This window comes from Kosakonia pseudosacchari, from assembly GCF_900184035.1.
Taxonomy (GTDB): domain Bacteria; phylum Pseudomonadota; class Gammaproteobacteria; order Enterobacterales; family Enterobacteriaceae; genus Kosakonia; species Kosakonia pseudosacchari.
The window spans coordinates 277,463-297,594 of sequence record NZ_FXWP01000009.1; the positions used below are offsets into that span (position 1 = coordinate 277,463).

A 20,132-nucleotide genomic window follows, 5' to 3' on the forward strand; every position below is an offset into this window, starting at 1 on the left:
CATGACAAATCCCCACCCGACACCCAATACGCGGGCCCAGCATGCGACGCGGGCGATCTTTTTTATCGCCGGGCTGGCCGTTTCCGCGTGGGCACCGCTGATCCCGCTGGTGAAAGCCGCGCTGCACGTTGATGAGGGCGCACTGGGTTTGCTGCTGTTTTGTATTGCCGCAGGGTCGATGCTGGTGATGCCATTCAGCGGCAGCGTAATCAGCCGGTTTGGCTGGCGGGCCGTGATCCTCTGCTGCGCCCTGGTGTTGTGTCTCGATCTGCCCTTCATGTTGTTTATTGATTCCCCCGTCGTGATGGGCGGGGTTCTGCTCATTTTCGGTGCGGCAAATGGCCTGCTCGATGTGTCGATGAACAGCCAGGCAGTAGTGGTTGAGCGTGAATCCGGGCAACCAAGAATGGCCGGGTTTCATAGCTTTTATAGCCTGGGTTGCATCACGGGGGCGGGAAGCGTCAGCGTGTTGTTGTCGGCAAGCGTTGCGCCGCGACACGCCATTTTACTGATTGCGCTGCTGATTCTGGCTATCGCGCTGGCCGCATCCAGCCATTTATTAGCCAGACGCCCGCCGCAAACCGGCGCGAAAGGAAGCCTGCTGCGAACGCTGGCGCATCCGCAGGTGGTTTTCATCGCCATCGTCTGTTTTTTTATCTTTCTGATCGAAGGCGCAATGCTGGACTGGTCCGCCGTTTTTCTGCACAGCGAACGGCAGATGCCCGCGCAGCAGGCGGGTCTGGGCTTTACGCTCTATTCCATTGCCGTCGCGCTGGGGCGGGTCTACGGCGATCGCTTTATCAACTCGTATGGCAACGTGCGCGTGCTGATCTTCGGCGGGGTATGTGCCGCAGCGGGGCTGCTGGTGATGGTTTCACTGCATAGCGCCATGCTGTCTCTTAGCGGGTTCGTGCTGGCTGGCGCGGGGCTGGCAAACATTGTGCCGGTGCTCTTCTCTGGCGCGGGGAATCAGCCCGGCGTGCCGTCGCACTTCGCACTTCCCGCCGTCACCTTATTCGGCTATGCGGGGCTGTTGAGCGGTCCGGCGCTGATTGGTGTCATGGCGCAACACTACAGCCTGAGCGCGGTTTTCAGCGCCGGCATTGTGCTTCTGCTGCTGGTTAGCCTGCTGGCGCGCAAAATCATCCATTAATTCACGGACGTGTCCGTGGTACGAAGAAAGGAGTCTTTATGAATAACCCATCTCATGCCGTTTTTAGCGTGCATTACATTGGCCTTAACCTGAAAAAAGGGGTAACAGCGAGCGATTTTGAGCAATTCGCCCGCGAGCGCGGTGTGCGGATCCCGGCCTATCCGGGCTGGCGCTGGACGTTGCTCAAAGGTTTGCGCGGCGAGCGAGAAAACGAATATCTGATGCTGTACGAAGCGCCGGATGCGCAGCAGTACGCCCGCTATGTGACAGCCAGTGGCGAGCAGACCGCCGAAGCACAGCGTTTCTGGCAGCAACACCCGCAGGCACTGGCGCTGATTGTGGAATGGAAAACCTTCGCGACGTTCGCCGAACTGCCGACCATTTTCACAACCTATTCACTGGTAGCGGAAAATACACATAGCTCATTGCCGGAAGGGCCGAATTACCAGGCCAACGCCGGGCAGGAAACGGTGGCGCGCGTTGTCGGCTTCCACAACCTCGCGTTGCGCGCGGGCGTATTACCGCAGACCTTCGAAAAATTCATTACGGACAATATTCACCGCGTTGAGGATTACCCCGGCTGGAAATTCCACATGCTGAAAGGTGAGGGCGGTAATCGTCTCGATCAGTACGCGGTGATGCTGGAAATCGAAAGTCTGGCGTCGCTGAACGCCTTTCATCCAGGACTGGATGTCTCCACGGAAAAATCACTGGCCTTTGTCGCCGCACATCAGGACACGGAACGGATGTATGACGAGTGGCGCACGCTCGCGTCGTTTTCCGGTGCGCCGCAGCTCTATACGGACTATCTGGCGATAGCCGGAAACGCCGGTTAACCTCACTTACTCCTGGCGGGCGGTGGTGGTCAGCAGATGGCTGAGATCACCGCCCAGACGGGTGTTTTGCAGCGGGCGCAGGTGCGCTATACGCTGGCGCAGCGCATCATCACAGGTATAAAGCTGGCACCAGCCTTCAAGCCAGGCCAGATTGGTCGGGTGTTGTAAAAACGACATATCCTGCGTAACGCCCGTTTTTTGCGCAAATGGCTGCGCATCGGTGAACCCATCAATCACCTGGCCCCCCAGACGCTGCAGCGCGTCGTGATTTTCTGCCTCTGGATCCACACCGTTCGCACGGGCAAACAACGCAATCATCACCAGCGGCTGGATAGCGTAATTGTGATAAGAGAACGCCCGCTGACGACGGCGCAGCTCGTTGGGTAAAAAACCGTCTTGATCAATTTGCTGCATCGCCGTGCGGTAAATATCCAGCGCGTCGGTAAAGAGATCGCGCCGCTGTGTGACGACCGCCGTAGCCATAATCGCCCAGGCCGCCCAGTAGCTGTGGTTATTGACTTTACTGCGCGGTAAATCATGCCATTCGCTAACGGTTAAATCGCCAAGTGTACTGAGCCAGCGCTCAATATTTGCCTGCTCGTCCGGATACGCACGCAGCGGATGCTGAGGTGAATCTTGCAGTTGCAGCCAGGCCGAAGAGAAGGTGGCCAGCGCCCATTTACGCATTGATCTGCCGGTATGGTTCTTCGCATCGCCGGTTAATGCGCCCGCGCTGGCCCAGCCCGCCAGTGCGTTAACCACACAGGCGACATTCGACGGGTTGCCACTTTGTGCCCAGGCGGTAACCTGGCGGCTGACAAAGCGTTCCATATCGGTGATCGGTTTGGTTTGCTGGCGAAAAGTGGCGTCGGCTTCAGGGTTGAGTGTGGCGCGCGCGCTGTCGGAGCCTGCATATTTACTTTGAAAATCCAGCACGCCAGTAAACGGGGCCGGTGCTGCGGGGCAGTTAACCGCTTTTGCTGCGCGGTGTTCCGGCGGTTGCATAAACCCGGCGGGAGGAGAAAGGCGTTCGGCGCCATGGGCGGCTGCCGAAAGGATGAAGATCAGTGCTGCTCTGAGAAACACCATGCTATGTCCTGTTTTCCGCGACCGGGGAGCAGCACTATAGCATGGTGTCCGGGGCTATCAGCTACCGCCGAAAACATGCACCGCGCGATGCAAACGGGCAGCGCGTTCAGAGAGATCTTCCGCCGCGCTGGTAACATGCTCAACCATGCCGGTGTTGTTGTGCGTCATGGTGCCAATACGCGAAACGGACTGGTTAATCAGCTCAAGCGCCTGCGTCTGTTCGTGAGTAGCGACACCGATCTCTTTGATCATCGCCGACATATTGATCACGCTGTCGATCATCGCCGTCAGGTGCGTTTCGGTGTTCTCGACCATCTCAACACCGCTTTTCACGTTAGCCACGTTATGCTCGATAAGGGTCTGAATTTCACGCGCGGCCGATGCGGAGTGTTGCGCAAGATTACGCACTTCCGCGGCAACCACGGCAAACCCGCGCCCGGATTCACCGGCACGCGCCGCTTCCACCGCCGCATTCAGCGCCAGAATATTGGTCTGGAAAGCGATACTGTCAATAACGCCAATGATGTCGACGATTTTATTATTGTCCGCGGAAACAGACTGCATCATGGCAATGGTCTTTTTCATGACATCGCCGCTTTCCATCGCGCTGGCGCTGGTCTCATCCGCACGCGTCATCGCTTCTGTTGCGGTTTCCGCCGTTTGCCTCACCGCGCTGGCGATCTCTTCAACTGCCGCCGCTGTCTGGTGCAGATCGCCGGAGGTCTCTTCCGTACGTTGACGCAGAGAGTCGCCCTCGCTGGAGATACGCCCGCTAATGACGCGAATGCCCTTAATTTGCGCGGAAACATCGCCAACCAGCGAATTAAGATTCAACCCGGACTGATTTACCAGCCGCATCAGCAAACCGATTTCATCCACGCGGTTAAAATGACGAAAGTCGGCTTTTCGCCCGGAGACCACTTTTTGCATTTGTGACAATACTATTTTCAGCGGGCGAGATATTTGGTTCTGCAAAAAAGCGGAAAGTAATCCCATAACAATGACCGTGATGCCGGCTTTTTCCGCAGCATTAAATGGCACAAACTGCAATACCACTAAGAGGGCAGCAGTAATAATGACCCCGATATTAATCCGTTTTGAAACACTAATCCGCTGAAAAATGGACAGGAAAGAAAATAACCCACGACGAACCACTAAACCTTTATAAAAACGGAAACCACGAAGTTTGTTTTCATTCACGCGATCATAAAGCGCGGCGCTGGCGTCAATTTCCGCGCGTTGTGGAATATTCCGCACCGAGATATAACCCGTCAATTCTCCTTGCTGATAAACAGGCGTTACGTTAGCGCGCACCCAGTAATGATCGCCGTTCTGTCGGCGGTTTTTCACCATTCCGGTCCAGCTATCACCTTGCTGGATGGTAAACCACATATCAGCAAAAGCGGCAGGTGGCATATCCGGGTGGCGAATAATATTGTGCGCTTCGCCCATCAACTGATCTTCGCTAAATCCGCTGGCCTCAATAAATGCCGTATTGGCATAAGTAATATGGCTGTGCGTATTTGTGGTCGACAACAACGTCGCCCCATCGTTAAGCAAATACTCTTTCTGTGTAACAGGAGTGTTACGCTTCATGAAGAACCCCGTAATGTACCGCGTTCAATAAATTGCTGACGCGGTAATCGGCTTTTTTATATTTTACCGGCCAGTGAGTTTTTGTTATTACCTGTGCATTTTCCACAAAGTTATCGGCAACGGAAAGTAGCTGCGTTAAATATTTTTTTAGTCATACTTACGACTCAATTGATAAATATTGTTATGATTTTGCGAAAGAAAAATGACGACAAAAAAACAAACCAGCAATAAGTACATTCTTAAGTCAAATTAATAGCCAGTGATGCAACAAAGGCGAATAAATAGACGATCAAAAATAGAAACATTAACATCGCAGGCTAACATTTTTTACTTTTAGATAAAGTCGCAGGTATAAGAAAAGGACAATACCATTATTTAATTTATGGTTTTTATTGATGCGGCAGAATATTCATTGCGGTGGTAATGCGGCGGAAACCCGCCGCATGATGACTAATGGCTGAGGATCTGATCGAGGAACTGGCGGGTACGCGGATGCGCAGGCTGGGTGAAAAACGTTTCCGGCGGCGCGGATTCCACAATGCGCCCGTCGGCCATCAAAATCACATTATCCGCTACGGTACGGGCAAAGCCCATTTCATGCGTGACCACAATCATCGTCATGCCGCTGTCCGCCAGATCCAGCATCACATCCAGCACCTCTTTGATCATTTCCGGGTCCAGCGCCGAGGTGGGCTCGTCAAACAGCATGATCTCCGGTTGCATACAGAGTGCGCGGGCAATCGCCACGCGCTGCTGCTGACCGCCGGAGAGCTGCAACGGGAATTTATGCGCCTGGTTGGCGATCTGCACTTTTTCCAGATAGTGCATCGCCAGCTCCGTTGCCTGCGGGCGGCTCATCTTGCGCACCAGCGTGGGGCCGATAATCAGGTTATCCAGCACGCTTAAATGCGGGAACAGATTAAACTGCTGAAACAACATCCCGATGCTCAAACGAATGCGGCTAATGTTGCGCACATTGTCATTCATTTCGATACCGTTCACCAGAATCTGGCCTTTCTGGTGCTCTTCCAGCCGGTTAATGCAGCGAATAAGCGTCGATTTGCCGGAGCCGGATGGCCCGCAAATCACCACGCGCTCACCTTTTTTTACGCTGAGTGAGACATCATCCAGCACCTGGAATTTCCCGTACCATTTGCTGACGGAGGTCATTTGAATGATCGCATCGTGCGGGGGCGTTGTGGTTTGCATCAGGAAACTCCTTCAGGGTTGCGGCGTTCGTCGATACGTCCTTCGACCCACACCGCGTAACGGGAAAGCGAAAAGCCAAACAGTAAATAGAGACCGGCGATAAAGACATAGGTTTCAATGTAGTAACGACGCCAGACCGGATCCTGCATCACGGCGGTGGTGGCGGTCAGCACATCGAACAGGCCGATAATGATCACGAAGGATGAGTTTTTCATCGCCGCAATAATATGGTTGGTGACCGCCGGCAGGCAGATGCGCAGCGCCTGCGGCAGCACAATTTTGGTGGTGGTGTGCCAGTAGCCCAGATTCAGCACCGCTGCCGCTTCATACTGGCCTCGCGGCACCGCCTGCAAACCGCCACGGATCACTTCAGCCTGGTAGCAGGCAAAGAACAGGGCGATCCCAATAATCACCCGCAGCAGCTTATTCACTTCCATCCCGGCCGGTAAAAACAGCGGAAAGACGTTCACGGCGACAAATAAAATCGTGATCAACGGGACGCCGCGTAACCCTTCAATAAACACCACCGACAAACCGCGCAAAAAGGGCAGCGGGGAGCGGCGGCCCAGCGCCAGCACTACTGATACCGGCATGCCAATAATCACCGTCCCGGAAAAAAGCAGCAGCGTCAGCGGCAAACCGCCCCAGTCCGCAGAAGAGACAGCCGGCAGGCCGAACACGCCGCCGCTCATCAGCACCGACATCACGGCGAGTGAAATGATCCACAGCGGCCACAGCAGACGCGAGTGCCAGCACATCGGCGACAATGAAAGCCCGACGGTGACAAACCACACCAGCACCGCCAGGGCGGCCCGCCACTGCTCATCATAGGGATAGAGCCCGAACAGGATCGGGCGATATTTCTCACCGATCACCGCCCAGCAAGCACCTGCCGCCGCCCGGCACTGCTCAGCCGTCCCGTTAAAGCCGACCGCATCCAGTACGCCCCAGCGCAGCAGTGTTGATCCCACCAACGCCAGCACGGTTAACAACAGCAGCGTCAACACGCTTTGTGCAACGCTGCTAAATAAATGCTGTCGTAGCCAGAAAACCACAGAGTTTTGCATAACGGTTCCTTAGCGCTCTTTAATGGCGACGTAGCGGTTAAAGAGGTTCATCAACAGCGACGTGGTGCCGCTAATGGCCAGATAGACCACCATCATAATGGCGATAGCTTCCAGCGCCTGGCCGGTCTGACTCATCATGGTGTTGCTGATATTCGCCAGTTCCGGGTAGCCAATCACCACGGCTATCGAACTGTTTTTCGCCAGGCTCACATACTTGCTCGCCAGCGGCGGCACCATCACCCGCATCGCCTGTGGAATGACGACGTGACGCATGACATGCCACGATGAAAACGACAGCGCGCGCGCCGCTTCAAGCTGCCCTTTTGGCACGGACTGGATCCCCGCGCGAACAATTTCGGCGATATAGGCAGACGAGTAGAGCGAAATCCCCAGCAGCAAGGCGGTAAATTCCGGGCTGATGGTAAACCCGCCGCGAAAGTTAAACCCGCGCAGTTCCGGGGTGTTCAGCGCATGCGGCGCACCGGATAACCCCCACACCAGCAGCGGCAGGGCGATAATCAACGCGAGGTGAATGCGTGCTGTTGGCAGCACTTTGCTGCGCCGCTCGCGCCAGTAACGCGCAAGCAGTGAAACCAGCAGGCTTAACACGCAGCCAGTCAGCAGCGCCAGCAATGTCCACAGCCAGCCACTGTGCGCCGCCGGAACGCTGAAGGTTAAGCCCCGGTTGGTAAGAAAACCGCCCGGCAGCGCTATCGCCTGGCGCGGCGCGGGCAGGTTGCGGATCACCATCGACCAGAAGATCACATGCAGGATCACCGGGACATTACGCAGCAGCTCCACGTAAGTGACGCACACTTTCATCAATAACCAGTTTCTGGACACCCGGCCAATGCCGACCAAAAAACCGAGCAGTGTCGCCAGCACAATGCCGCAAAGTGTCACATAGAGGGTATTGAGAAACCCAACCACCAGCGCGCGGGTGTAGGTGTCGTTCGCGGTGTAGGGAATTAATGTTTCCCCAATGGCGAACTGCGCAGGCTGGTGCAGAAAACCGAAACCAGTCGAAATGCGTTGCGCATGCAAGTTTTCTACGACGTTGCTGTAGAGCCAGTAGCTAAAACCCACCAGTAGCGCCGCCAGCAGCAACTGGTAGCAGGCGCTGCGCACGGACTTACTGCCAAAAAAGGTGAAAAGGCGAAACGCGGTGGCTTCACGCGTCGCTTCCGACGCCAGAACACCGGAGTTGTCAGACTGTTTCATCATTAAAATTACGACTATGGCAGGAGTGGAGAAGGGCCGCCCCGCAAGACGGAGGCGGCCCGGCGATTAACGGATCGGCAGACCGTAAAGCAGGCCACCTTTGTTCCACTGATTATTCAAATCACGATCCAGCGGTTCAGCGCTTTTCGGGCCAAAGTGGCGGTTGTAAATATCGCCATAGTTGCCCACCTGTTTAACAATGTTGTACACCCACTTGTCATCCAGCCCCAGTTTCTGACCGAAACCGCCGGTAACCCCCAGCAGACCCTGGACATCCGGATCGGTGGACTTCAGTTTTTCATCGACATTGCTCTGGTTAACATCCATCTCTTCGGCATCGAAGGTAGCGTAAACCACCCATTTAACAATGTCATACCACTGGTTGTCGCCTTTGCGCACCGCCATCGCCAGCGGCTCTTTGGAGTACATACCCGGCAGGATCACATGATCCTGCGGTTTGTCGGTATCAAATGCCAGGATGCCAGGCAGCGCCACTTTGTCGCGGGCGATAACATCACAGCGACCCGCGAGGTAGGCGGCGACATACTCTTTGTTGTTTTCAATAACCACGGGCGTGTAGTGAATGTTGCGCGAGCCAAAAATCTGCGCGACGTTACGTTCGGTGCTGCTTGGCGTGACACAAACGGTTGCGCCGTCGAGATCTTCAAGTTTTTTCACGCCGCTGTTGGCGCGCACCATAAAGCCGGTGCCGGTGTAGAAGTTAGGCGGCGCAAAACTGATGCCGAGCGACACGTCGTTGGTGAGCGTCGCGGTGGTATTGCGTGACAGCACATCCACTTCGCCGGACTGCAGCGCCATAAAGCGTTGTGCGGTAGAGAGCGGGGTAAAACGCACTTTCGACGCGTCGCCCAGCACCGCAGTTGCCAGCGCACGGCAGAAATCCACATCAAGACCTTCCCACTGGCCTTTGCTGTTTATCGCGGCAAAACCGTGACGGGCAGGATGAACGCCACACACCAGTTCGCCACGCGCTTTGATTTTTTTCACGGTATCGCCATTAACCGCAGGCGCATTTTCCGCCTGGGCAGGCGCCAGGAAGCTGCCGAGCGCCAGCAGCAAGGCTGAGGCCGCAAGGTGAGATTTTTTGAGCATGACCGATCCTTTTTAAAAGTTGCTATCCGATTAATTAACTGTATTTATTACCGATTTCACTAACAGTTCCGTTTGTATACATATGTTCCTCATCCATGACCTCTTTAGCAAAGAACGAATTCAGTAAAGCATATCCAGAAACCGACGAAGGAATTATTGCAGCCATCCCCGCACACCCTGCCACAGCAACTGCGCGCTGAGCAGGATCATGGTAATGCGAAACAGTATACGGAACAGCCGCTCCGGTACATTATCCAGCACCCGCGTTCCCAGCCAGGTGCCCAGCGCGCCGCTGATAATCATGGCCGCCAGCACCGGTAACCAGCTGGCCCAGGCAAAGCCCATCAGCCCGAAGGCGAGGATCTTTAACCCGTGTTGCAACACCATACAGGTTGCATGCGTGGCAATCAGCGGCTGACGTTTTAGCCCCTGCGAACTGATAAGCCCGGCGACCATCGGCCCGGTTGCGCCAACAATCATCGTCCCAAGACTACTCACGGCGCCACCAATAATAAACAACGGTCGGCTCAGTGGCTTCTGTTCCCCGCGTTTACGCAGCACCGACCAGAGAATAAACAACCCCAGCGCGATGCGGGCGATGCTGTCCGGGATCACCGCCGCAACCGGTGCGCCAACGGCGATACCGACGGTGCTGCCCAGTAAAAACCACAGCACCAGCGGCCACACAACATGGACACGCTGAATCAGCGTCCGGCTGAAGTTGGAGCCAAGCTGCACCATGCCGTGTACCGGCATCAGGCTGCTCACCGGCATCCCTAGCCCCATGATCGCCAGCAGCGCCGTGCCGCCGCCGAGGCCCATGGCGGCCGTCAGCGCCGAGGTCAGAAAACTGCAAAACACCATCACCCCGGCAAATAACGGGGAGATCTCCGGCGGAATCAACGTCAGTGTCATACTCACATCCGTTTAACGAAAATCATCCTGCAGCAGGCGATGATACAGCGCCTGAGCCTCTGCCGCTGGCAGTACGCGGCGGGCGCAATCGAGAAATTTCTGTTCGATCAAATTGTCCGGCAGCGGGATTGCCGGGCTGGAACCCCGCGCCCCGGCGACCCGCAGGGTAAACTGCCGCCCGTCCACAGTGGTCAGCGTGACGAAGGCGCTGTGTGTAATCTCTTCGTCATGACGTTCCAGCGTCACTTTCCGCATTAACGTCTGTGTCGCCGGATCCTGAAAACGCGCGTCGTCGATAAAATCATCCAGCGTCAGTGTGCCGGTGACAAACGCACGCGCCACGCAATAATGCAGGCTGAATTTACCCGCCAGCGGATTTTCCGGCTGCGGAATGTTGATATGCGGGAAGCGGATCGGGTGAACTTTCACCTCAATATGTTCAATCTCATGCGGCTGCAACCCGGTTTCCTCACGCAGCGCCAGCACACCATCCAGCGGCGACAAAATAGCGTAACAGCATGGGAAGTATTTGTAATTGTTACTCTTCACGGTATCGAGAATAAACGGCGTCGCATCCCAGTTTTCGGTTAACGGTAGCGGGTCGACATTCGCCTGACCGTTATAGACGTGGAAATAACCCTGATGATGCTCAAACGCGGTGGGGCCTGCGCTGAAATCCGCTTTTGCCAGTTTGCAGGCCATCACTGCGCTACGCGCCGCCTGGCCGACCGCCAGTGCTTTGGTTTCTGTGCCGAAATTCGATTTAATACCGCTGGCGAGTGAAGCGGTCATCGCCAGCGCCGTGGCGGTTTGTTCTTCATTAAGATTGAGTGCTACCGCGCAGGCCGCCACACCGGCGAACACGCCGACCGTGGTGGTCGGATGCCAGCCATGGCGATACTGAAACGGGCTTACTGCTTTACCCATGCGCACGGCGGTTTCATAGCCGGTAATGTAAGCGCGCAGCACCGCGTCACCATTGATGTCCAGCTCATCCGCCAGCGCCAGCAGCGCGGGCAACACGGCGACAGAAATATGGCCGTGCAGCCAGGAGTTGGAATCATCAAAATCAAGCAGGTGCGAAGAGACGCCATTTAACAGGGCGGCATCCAGCGCGTTCAGCTTCAGGTCGGTGCCGAATACGCGGCTGTTGCCGGTCGCGGCAGAAGGGACAATCACCGCACGCAGTTTGTGCGCGCCATCCTGCACACCGCCGGCCAGCGTCACGCCTAACGTATCAATTATCGCGGTACGCGCCTGGGCGTATGCGGCCTGCGGGAAAGCCTGCCGGGAGAACGCCAGTAAATTACCGGCAAGTTGTCGGGCAATGGTCATGAACAGATTTCCTGTACAAAAAAAGAATTAGTGGTCGCCGGCAAGTAATCCGGTGATGCGCGCCAGTGAACCCGGGCGCTCAAAGTGCAGGGCGGCGTCATATAATTGTGCGCTTCGCGCCGCGCCGAGGACGGGAACGGTGAGGGCGTCAAATTTCGCGCGTAACTCGTCATCGCTCAGTGGATTTTGCGCGTGGCCGCGATAGACATCCGTATGCGCATGCAACACGCTGCCATCATCCAGCCAGACATCAATAAAGGCGGAACTGGCGGACTGCCCGTCAACCGCTTCCACATCCAGCAGCGGCAGCAGCGCGCGTGGGCGCGGATCGTCAACCGTCGCCTGCGTGAAATCGGTATCTGTCAGAGCGTAGCCGCTTAATGCAAGGGTGATACAGTGAGGAATGCTGAATTTACTCTCCAGCGGCGTACGCGGATGCATAATTCCGGCATTCACCATGCCCATCGGATGCACTTTTGCCGAAATTCGGGTGATAGTGCGCCCCTGCAATTGTGGATAAAGTTTACGTGCGGTTTCAATGGAAGCGTGCGTACCGCGGCAACTGGCATACAGCTTGTAACCGTTGGTGAGCAGTTCCCAGCTCTCGCCGAAATCAAGCGGGGGAATTTCCGCACTGCCGTCCTGGATAAAGATTTTTACCCAGCCGTCAGCTTCATAAAAATGGTGGGCACCGACAAAATTTTCTGCTGCCAGCTCGGCGGCCAGAATACCGTCCATTGCCGCTTTCCCGGCGTGGAACGGTTTGCCGTGGGTGCCGGAAGATTTCTGCAAACCGCCCATCATGGTTGCCGCCGCGCCTAACGCGTTGCGAACCTGTTCTTCGGAAAGCTGCAAAATCGCCGACGCAACGGCCGCCGCGCCGGCGCGACCGACAACAGAAGTAGGGTGAAAACCACGACGTTGCAGGTTACGTCCAACGCCCGGCACCCAGCCGCCGCCCAGTTTCGCCATCACTTCGAAACCGGTGATGAAGGCCCGCAGGATCTGTTCCTCATCAACCGGATGCGCCTGCGCCATTGCCAGCGCCGTTGACCAGCACGGGCCGCCGGGGTGGCCTGCGCCTGCGGGATGGGTATCGTCGTAATCAGCCGCGTGCGCCATGGTGGCGTTGACTAATGCGGCAAGTGCAGGGGTGGTGGTCGTAGAAAGGAAAATTTGCGCATCACCGGCGGCGTTCCATTTTTTCGCCACCTGACGAACCGCGTTAACGGCATCGTCATTTACGGCACCGAGCGCCACGCCGAGAAAATCAATTAATGCGCGTTTGGCCTCGTGCCGCACGGCAGGCGGCACAACGAGTTGATTAGCATGGCTGATGAAATGGCTTAGCTGTTCTCCACGGATTAATGCAGTTTCTGCTTTCGTTGTCATGGTAAAACACAGTTTCCCTGGTGTTGACTTGCAAATACGGTGTTGGCTTACAAAATAAAAAGCAAATATTCGTTTTGTGTATAGTTGAATTCATTTGTATACAATGAATTTAAAATAAACATAGCAGCGATTTCGTAAACGTCAAAAGATGTTTTTTAAATAAGCAAAGAATAAAAAATGCAAAAGCGTCCCCGTTACTGTGGCAAGATGAGCGACGGCAGGGTGCAGACTTTGCAAAGCCATCATCAGTACATACGAAAGGAGCTAAAACGTGAAATCGACGGGTCGCGATGCGGGCTTAACGCCTTTTGAAATTCTTATTTCCGCCATTGAAGCGGGAGAGTTGCAGCCGGGAGAGCGTTTACAGGAGACGCGGCTGGCAGAGCAGTTTGGCCTTAGCCGAACGCCGATACGTGAAGCGCTTCACCGCCTGGAAACGCTCGGGCTTGCCGAACCGGGGCCGCAACGCGGGCTGATCATCGCCCATATCAGTTACGAGCGTCTGCGTCAGTTGTTCGATGTGCGCGAGGGGCTTGAGCGACTGGCGATGGCACTGGCAGTGAATGCCGCTTCTGACGCCGAGATCGCCCTGCTACAGGAGATGGTTCACGCCGAAGCCTCACTTACCGACAGTAAAGCACTTCACGACCACAACCGCATGTTCCACCGCCAAATCTATCGCGCCACACATAACCCCTATCTCAATGAAATGCTGGATAATTTACGCATCCATTTGTCGTTATTGCGCAGCACCACCTATGAACTGAAAGAGCGTACCGAAGAGTCCAAACGCGAACACCAGGCCATTGTTGACGCGCTGGCGCGACGTGACAGTGCCGCAGCGCAGGAGATCGCCTGTGAGCATATTCGCCACGGCTATCGCGCACGTTTGACAATTTTAAGCCAACGAGAACGCTAACAGATTGCCCCTTATTTGACGGACGGAAATGCTCAACCGCTGATAGACTCCGGAATGGCGTAATTTTATTCGGGCTTTCTGTGGGCATTCTGAGGGTAGCATTTCGTGTTAGCGACTTTGATTTACCGTAGCCGACTGAATCGAACATTAGATCCCTCACAACTGGCAGGCCTTGTCGAGCGAGCAAGCCTGCGCAACGCGCAATTGCATGTAACGGGAATTTTACTGTTCGACGGCGATCATTTTTTACAGGTCCTTGAGGGACCGCAGGCATCGGTTAACGCGGTGTATGAGCGGATCGGCAAAGATCCCCGTCACGGTAATGTGGTTGAGTTGCTGCGTGATTTCGCGCCGCGCCGCCGATTTGTTGACAGAGGAATGGTGTTGTTCGACTTGCGGGTGATGAAACCCCACGTCGTGCTACGCGCGATCCTCCGCTTTGGTACGCTGAAATATAAGCTGGCCAGCAATGATCGGGTCTACAAATTTATCCGTACTTTTATCGCCTCGCCCAGCACCAACGGCGGGGTGGTGCGTAACACCTCGCCCGAACAGTGGCGTTTCGCCATAAAAACATCGCCTTTCGCCAGCGATGCCCCGTTATTTCACGAGCAGCCATGCCAGTTTGCCTTCCAGCCCATTATCGAACCGTTACGCGGCAATATTTCATCACTGGAAGCCCTGATCCGTGGGCCGAACGGCGGCAGCCCGCAGGAGTATTTCTCAACGATTGCGCCAAACAAGCTGCACGAAGCGGATCTGGCATCGAAAGGCTGGGCGCTGGCAATGGCGCGCCGCCTCGGCATTGGTAACCACAAAGTCGCCATTAATTTGCTGCCAATGTCGCTGGTCAAAATCCCCGGCGCGGTGGACATTCTGCTTAATCACATCACCCGTAACCAGCTTAACCCGGGGCAGATCATCGTCGAAGTGACAGAAGATGAAGTGATTTCCGGTTACGAAGAGTTTACCTGGGCCATCCGCCAGTTGCGTGCCGCCGGTATTGGTCTGGCGATTGACGATTTTGGTTCCGGTTTTGCCGGGCTGTCTCTGCTAGCGAAATTCCAGCCCGACAAGCTCAAAATCGACCGCACCATCGTCACCGATATTCATCTGCATGGCCCGAAACAGGCGATTGTGAAAGCGATTATCGATTGCTGCGCCGAACTGCAAATTACCGTCGTCGCCGAAGGGGTGGAGAAAGTGGAAGAGTGGTGCTGGCTGGAAGCCGTTGGTATTCAGCGTTTCCAGGGGTTCTTGTTTGCCCGCCCGGTGCTTAATGGTGTCTCGGCAATTAACTGGCCACAGCGGATCCTTCACAAAATCTAATCTTTTTCGGCTAATTTCCCTGATAAGGAGGATCCACACGGTATTCTCCTTTTTCATATCTGCGCCATGCGCATTACGCGGGAAATAGCGCAAACTCCTGCGTTATTTGGCTTATAAATCATCGTTCTTCTATGCTTAACTGAATAACAGTGGATGTAGTTGCGGGGGAATGATGAAATTCAAAAGACGTGTTGCGCGGGCGCTGGCGCTCCATTCCTCCCTCGGGCGCAGTATCACTTTTTTTATGGTTGGTCTGTTACTGGCGGGCAGCGCGACCAGCGCATGGACGTTATCGCGGGCATGGGAACGTGTCGTCGAAGACAGCGAACGGGATGCGATTAACCTTTCCGTTTCGCAGGCGCGCCAGGCGGAAGATACCTTTTTGCAAACGGAACTGGTGCTGCGGGACATTCGCCGCAGCCTGCCAGCAGACAGCATCGAAGGCCTTGATGTTCACCAGTTCGGCCTCTATCTCGCCGAGCTGGCAGAGCGGTTGCCGCAGTTGCATGGGCTGATGGTTTACGACACCCAGGGCAATATGAAAGCCACCTCGTTTGGCAAAATTCCGGTGATGTCGAACAACAGCGATCGCGAATATTTTAATTACCACCGTCGTAACGGCCACGGCAGTATTCACATCGGGCATGTTATTCGCAGCCGTTCTACCGGCGATCTGGTGATCCCGGTGTCGCTGCGCATCAGCGACAGTTCCGGCGGTTTTGCCGGTGTGCTGCTGGCGACGGTAAAAATCGACTATTTCCGCCATTTCTACGGCTATTTCGAGCTGCAAAGCCGCGACATGCTGGCGCTGGTAAACACCGACGGCACTGCCGTCTATGTGCGCCCCTATGGCGATGAAATTATCAACCGCAATCTCTCTGCCAGCCCGTTATTTACCCGCGAGCTGGCGAAAAAAGACCGGGGGAATGGCACCTGGGTCTCCGCGCTGGATCACATTGAGCGTATTTATGGGTTTGCCCGGCTGGAACGCTATCCGCTGGTGGTGGCTGCGGGGTATGACAAACCCGCGTTGTGGAAAAGCTGGCTTAAAGATAGCCTGCCGGATCTGGTGCTTAACGGCTTGCTGCTGCTGGGTACGTTGCTGATGGGGGCGATTATTTTCCGCCAGGTCAGGCTTAATGTGCGCAACCAGACGGAACTTGCCGTTCTGCGGGATGAATTAACCAGTATCAATCACACCCTGCAACTGATGGCGCTGGCCGACGGATTGACCGGGCTTGCCAACCGTCGCCAGTTCGATCTGTTTCTGGCAAAAAGCCTGAAAGCCTCTGCGGTGACGCAAAAACCCGTCTCGCTTATCATGCTCGATATCGACTTTTTCAAGCGTTATAACGATTTTTACGGTCACGTTGCCGGTGATAACTGCCTGCGAATGGTCGGCGAAATTCTGGCGAAACTGAAAGTACGCAGTCACGATTTGATTGCCCGTTACGGCGGGGAAGAGTTTGCCATTATCCTGCCCGATACCGGCCAGGAAGGCGCGCTGTTTGTCGCACGCCAGGCGGTCGCGATGGTGCGCAGCGCCAAAATTCCGCACACCAAAACCAGTGGACAAAACAATGTTGTCACCATCAGCGCCGGGTGTTACAGCCTGATCGCCGATGCGAATTTTGATGATGCCATCCGGCTGAAAGAGGGCGCGGATAAAGCGCTTTACCAGGCCAAAGTAGAAGGGCGCGATCGCGCGGTTGCCGCAACAGAAGCGTTGTTACGGCAAGCGGATTGAATGTCAGAACAAGGATTTCGTTAGATAGTGGCGCTGCATCCCGGTGTGCGGATAATCCGGCAGCGACATGCGCACTGCATAACCGAGTTTTTGATAGAACGGCAGCGCCTGGAAACTGAAGGTATCCACCAGCGCATGGCGGCAACCCAGCATCCCTGCTTCCTGCTCTGCACGCTGCATCAGCTCTTTGCCCAGCCCGCTACCACGCCGATCCTCATGCACCCATAAATAGTGGATATTCAGCCATCCCCCTTCCTGGCGGGCAATCAAACCGCCCTGCATGACACCCTGCTCGTCACGAAAATAGACGCCCAGATGCGCCCATTCGCTCAGATTAACAAACTGCTGATTGTAGCGGCGCAAACCGGTAAAGAGTTCCTGCTGATCCTGTTCGGTCACCTCGTGTTTCACTATCAGCGCCATTTTTCTCTTCTCCTCGTTGTATTTATCAGAATGATAACAGGTCGGTCAGCGGCGAGCGTCGTCTACCCTTAAAGACTGTTACCAATTCGCAAGGAGAAAGTACAGTGAGCATGAAAACCAGTGATTTCTTTGTTCAGCGTCTGAAAGAATGGGGCGTGACTCGCATTTACGGTTATCCAGGCGATGGCATCAACGGTGTGCTGGGCGCCATCCAGCGCGCGAATAAAGCGGGCGACGGGATTGAATTTATCCAGGTTCGCCATGAAGAGATGGCCGCTTTTATGGCGGTCGGCCATGCGAAGTTCACCGGTGAACTGGGGGTCTGCTTATCGACAGGCGGCCCTGGCGCCACGCATCTCCTCACCGGCTTGTATGACGCCAAAATGGATCACGCGCCGGTACTGGCGATCGCCGGGCAAGCGGAAACCACCGCGCGCGGTGCCAGCTATCAGCAGGAGATGAACCTGGATCGCGTTTTCGCCGATGTCGCCAACTTCGTACAGGAAGCGGCTTCGCCCGCGCAAGTCCGGCATCTGGTCGATCGCGGCGTTCGTGTGGCCATGGCGCAAAACGGTGTCGGCGTGGTGATCATCCCCAAAGATGTGCAGGATGAAGCCTGGCAACCGCCCCAGCATGCGCACGGATTTACCCATTCGGGATCGGGGTATCAGCGGCCGCGCGTCATCCCGCATGACGCCGATCTGCAACGGGCGGCAGCGGTGCTCAACGCCGGGAAAAAAGTGGCGATATTGATTGGCGCGGGTGCCCGCAATGCGGCGGTGGAAGTTGTACAAACGGCAAATTTACTCGGCGCAGGCGTGGCGAAAGCCCTGCTCGGCAAAGATGTGCTGCCTGATGATGCGCCATTCGTCACCGGCTCCATTGGCCTGCTGGGCACGGAACCGTCGTGGAAGCTGATGCAGGAGTGCGACACGTTATTGATGATCGGGAGCGGTTTTCCGTGGACGGAATTCCTGCCGCCGGAGGGTAAAGCGCGCGCGGTACAAATCGATATCGACCCGGCGATGCTTGGTCTGCGCTACCCCTGCGACGTCAATTTACACGGTGACGCAGCCGAAACCCTGCGCGCGCTGCTGCCGTTGCTGACGCATAAAAGCGACCGTAGCTGGCAGGAGGAGATTGCCCGCCAGGTGCGTGACTGGTGGCAACTGATGGAGCAGCGCGCGATGGCACCCGCCAAACCGGTCAATCCACAGCGCGTGGTGTGGGAGATGTCTCCGCTGCTGCCGGACAACGCGATTGTCACCTCTGATTCCGGTTCCTGCGCGAACTGGTTCGCGCGCGACTATCGCGTAAAACAGGGGCAGCGCGCCTCGCTTTCCGGCGGGCTGGCCTGTATGGGCGCGGCGGTGCCGTACGCCATTGCCGCGAAATTTGCCGCGCCGGAAAAACCGGTGGTGGCGCTGGTGGGCGACGGCGCGATGCAGATGAACAACATGGCCGAACTGATCACCATTCAGAAATACTGGCAACAGTGGCAGGATCCCCGCTTAATCATCTGCGTGTTCAATAACCAGGATTTAAATCAGGTCACCTGGGAGCAGCGGGTGATGGAGGGCGATCCGCGCTTTGACGCGACGCAGCAACTGCCGGACGTGAGGTATGCTGAGTTTGCCAAATCGCTGGGGTTACAGGGCATTTTTGTTGATACGCCAGAAGCGCTATCTGGTGCATGGCAGCAAGCCCTGCAGGCCGATCGTCCGGTCGTGCTGGAGGTGAAAACCGACCCGGAAGTCGCGCCGCTGCCGCCGCATATTACGTTTAAACAGGCGAAAGCGTTTATGGCGTCAATGGTGAAGGGAGATCGCGGCGCGGTTCAGGTGCTGAGCGATACCGCCAGCCAGTTGTTCCATAAGAAGTGATAAAAAAGCCCGGTGCGCATGGCGTACCGGGCTTTTGCAAAGCAGGGCGGATTACAGTTTGTTCAGGAACGCCAGCAGATCGTCATTTAACTGATCCTGATGGGTAACCGCAAAGCCATGTGGGCCGTTTTCGTACACTTTCAGCTCCGCGCCTTTAATCAGTTCAGCCGATAATTTACCGGTCGCTTCAAATGGCACGACCTGGTCGTTACTGCCGTGAATCACAAGCGTGGGCACATCTACTTTCGCCACATCCGGGCGGAAATCTGTTTCCGCAAACGCGGTAACGCAATCAAGCGTACCTTTCAGCGACGCCAGCAGGGCGATATTCAGCGTTTGCGTCAGCACGCCGTCAGAGACTTTCTGCCCGGCGTTCAGGCCATAAAACGGCGTGGCGAAATCGCTGATAAACTGCGCGCGATCTTTCAGCAGACCCGCTTTAATGCCGTCGAACACGCTTTTATCAACACCCTGCGGATGATCGTCGGTTTTGCCAAAAATCGGCGTCACCGCGCCGAGCAGCACCAGACCGGCGACGCGCGCGCTGCCGTAACGGCCGATATAACGGGTGACGTCGCCGCCGCCCATCGAGAAGCCAACCAGCGTCACATCATGCAGATCCAGCGCGGTGATGAGATCGTTAATATCGGACGCAAAGGTATCGTAGTTGTAGCCATTCCACGGTTGATCGGAGCGACCAAAACCGCGGCGGTCAAACGCAATTACACGGTAGCCGCGCTCAGCAAGAAAATTCAGTTGGCTGTCCCACATATCGCCATCTAACGGCCAGCCATGGCTGAAGAGAACCGGCTTACCCGCGCCCCAGTCTTTGTAATAGATCTGCGTACCATCCTGTGTCTTGATTGTGCTCATCAGTCTTACCTCATTGTTGTGTTGTGGTTTTT

17 protein-coding genes are annotated in these 20,132 nt (G+C 55.8%); 6 read left to right on the forward strand and 11 right to left on the reverse strand.

What is annotated here, in order from left to right; translation table 11 throughout:
- Position 1 precedes the first annotated feature (1 nt).
- The gene (locus BN2591_RS03335; RefSeq protein WP_086869006.1) at positions 2 to 1,153 is read left to right on the forward strand and encodes an MFS transporter; all 1,152 of its coding nucleotides are present in this window, start codon (positions 2 to 4) and stop codon (positions 1,151 to 1,153) included.
- Positions 1,154 to 1,191: 38 nt separating this feature from the next.
- A complete protein-coding gene (locus BN2591_RS03340; protein ID WP_086869007.1) occupies positions 1,192 to 1,989 on the forward strand; it encodes a hypothetical protein in 798 nt (265 codons plus the stop codon).
- A gap of 6 nt (positions 1,990 to 1,995) precedes the next feature.
- Here the strand turns inward: BN2591_RS03340 and BN2591_RS03345 are convergent, their stop codons facing one another.
- The 9 genes from BN2591_RS03345 to BN2591_RS03385 form a co-directional block, all read right to left on the reverse strand.
- Complete coding sequence (locus tag BN2591_RS03345) at positions 1,996 to 3,078, reverse strand: mannuronate-specific alginate lyase (protein ID WP_086869009.1); 1,083 nt, start codon at positions 3,076 to 3,078, stop codon at positions 1,996 to 1,998.
- Between the two features lie 57 nt (positions 3,079 to 3,135).
- Entirely contained in the window at positions 3,136 to 4,674 is a 1,539-nt protein-coding gene (locus BN2591_RS03350) for a methyl-accepting chemotaxis protein (RefSeq protein WP_086869011.1), read from the reverse strand.
- A gap of 450 nt (positions 4,675 to 5,124) precedes the next feature.
- Complete coding sequence (locus BN2591_RS03355; protein ID WP_016496065.1) at positions 5,125 to 5,883, reverse strand: amino acid ABC transporter ATP-binding protein; 759 nt, start codon at positions 5,881 to 5,883, stop codon at positions 5,125 to 5,127.
- The gene (locus BN2591_RS03360; RefSeq protein ID WP_086869013.1) at positions 5,883 to 6,950 is read right to left on the reverse strand and encodes an amino acid ABC transporter permease; all 1,068 of its coding nucleotides are present in this window, start codon (positions 6,948 to 6,950) and stop codon (positions 5,883 to 5,885) included. The genes BN2591_RS03355 and BN2591_RS03360 overlap by 1 nt, the downstream gene beginning before the upstream one ends.
- A 9-nt stretch (positions 6,951 to 6,959) precedes the next feature.
- Entirely contained in the window at positions 6,960 to 8,174 is a 1,215-nt protein-coding gene (locus BN2591_RS03365; RefSeq protein ID WP_086869015.1) for an amino acid ABC transporter permease, read from the reverse strand.
- Positions 8,175 to 8,237: 63 nt separating this feature from the next.
- Positions 8,238 to 9,284: an amino acid ABC transporter substrate-binding protein gene (locus tag BN2591_RS03370; protein ID WP_017456806.1), complete on the reverse strand. Its 1,047-nt coding sequence runs from the start codon at positions 9,282 to 9,284 to the stop codon at positions 8,238 to 8,240.
- A 153-nt stretch (positions 9,285 to 9,437) separates the two neighbouring features.
- Positions 9,438 to 10,199 carry a sulfite exporter TauE/SafE family protein gene (locus BN2591_RS03375; protein WP_086869017.1) on the reverse strand — a complete coding sequence of 254 codons (762 nt, stop codon included), beginning with the start codon at positions 10,197 to 10,199 and terminating at the stop codon, positions 9,438 to 9,440.
- Between the two features lie 12 nt (positions 10,200 to 10,211).
- Positions 10,212 to 11,534: an MmgE/PrpD family protein gene (locus tag BN2591_RS03380; protein WP_086869020.1), complete on the reverse strand. Its 1,323-nt coding sequence runs from the start codon at positions 11,532 to 11,534 to the stop codon at positions 10,212 to 10,214.
- 27 nt (positions 11,535 to 11,561) lie between these two features.
- Positions 11,562 to 12,926: an MmgE/PrpD family protein gene (locus BN2591_RS03385; protein WP_086869022.1), complete on the reverse strand. Its 1,365-nt coding sequence runs from the start codon at positions 12,924 to 12,926 to the stop codon at positions 11,562 to 11,564.
- Positions 12,927 to 13,197: 271 nt separating this feature from the next.
- On the opposite strand from BN2591_RS03385, the gene BN2591_RS03390 reads away from it, so the two are divergent.
- From BN2591_RS03390 to BN2591_RS03400, 3 genes are all read left to right on the forward strand, one after another.
- On the forward strand, positions 13,198 to 13,845 hold the full coding sequence (locus tag BN2591_RS03390) for a GntR family transcriptional regulator (protein WP_017456802.1): 648 nt from the start codon (positions 13,198 to 13,200) through the stop codon (positions 13,843 to 13,845).
- A 105-nt stretch (positions 13,846 to 13,950) separates the two neighbouring features.
- Positions 13,951 to 15,174, forward strand: a complete 1,224-nt coding sequence (locus BN2591_RS03395; RefSeq protein ID WP_086869024.1) for a diguanylate phosphodiesterase — start codon at positions 13,951 to 13,953, stop codon at positions 15,172 to 15,174.
- Between the two features lie 172 nt (positions 15,175 to 15,346).
- Positions 15,347 to 16,921, forward strand: coding sequence for a sensor domain-containing diguanylate cyclase (locus BN2591_RS03400; protein ID WP_086869026.1), 1,575 nt, complete (start codon positions 15,347 to 15,349; stop codon positions 16,919 to 16,921).
- A gap of 3 nt (positions 16,922 to 16,924) precedes the next feature.
- Here BN2591_RS03400 and BN2591_RS03405 read toward each other — a convergent pair whose 3' ends face one another.
- On the reverse strand, positions 16,925 to 17,344 hold the full coding sequence (locus tag BN2591_RS03405; RefSeq protein ID WP_086869028.1) for a GNAT family N-acetyltransferase: 420 nt from the start codon (positions 17,342 to 17,344) through the stop codon (positions 16,925 to 16,927).
- Positions 17,345 to 17,448: 104 nt separating this feature from the next.
- Here BN2591_RS03405 and BN2591_RS03410 point away from each other — a divergent pair, with 104 nt between their 5' ends.
- On the forward strand, positions 17,449 to 19,227 hold the full coding sequence (locus BN2591_RS03410) for a thiamine pyrophosphate-requiring protein (protein ID WP_208616130.1): 1,779 nt from the start codon (positions 17,449 to 17,451) through the stop codon (positions 19,225 to 19,227).
- Positions 19,228 to 19,278: 51 nt separating this feature from the next.
- Here the strand turns inward: BN2591_RS03410 and BN2591_RS03415 are convergent, their stop codons facing one another.
- The gene (locus BN2591_RS03415; protein WP_086869031.1) at positions 19,279 to 20,100 is read right to left on the reverse strand and encodes an alpha/beta fold hydrolase; all 822 of its coding nucleotides are present in this window, start codon (positions 20,098 to 20,100) and stop codon (positions 19,279 to 19,281) included.
- Positions 20,101 to 20,132 lie beyond the last annotated feature (32 nt).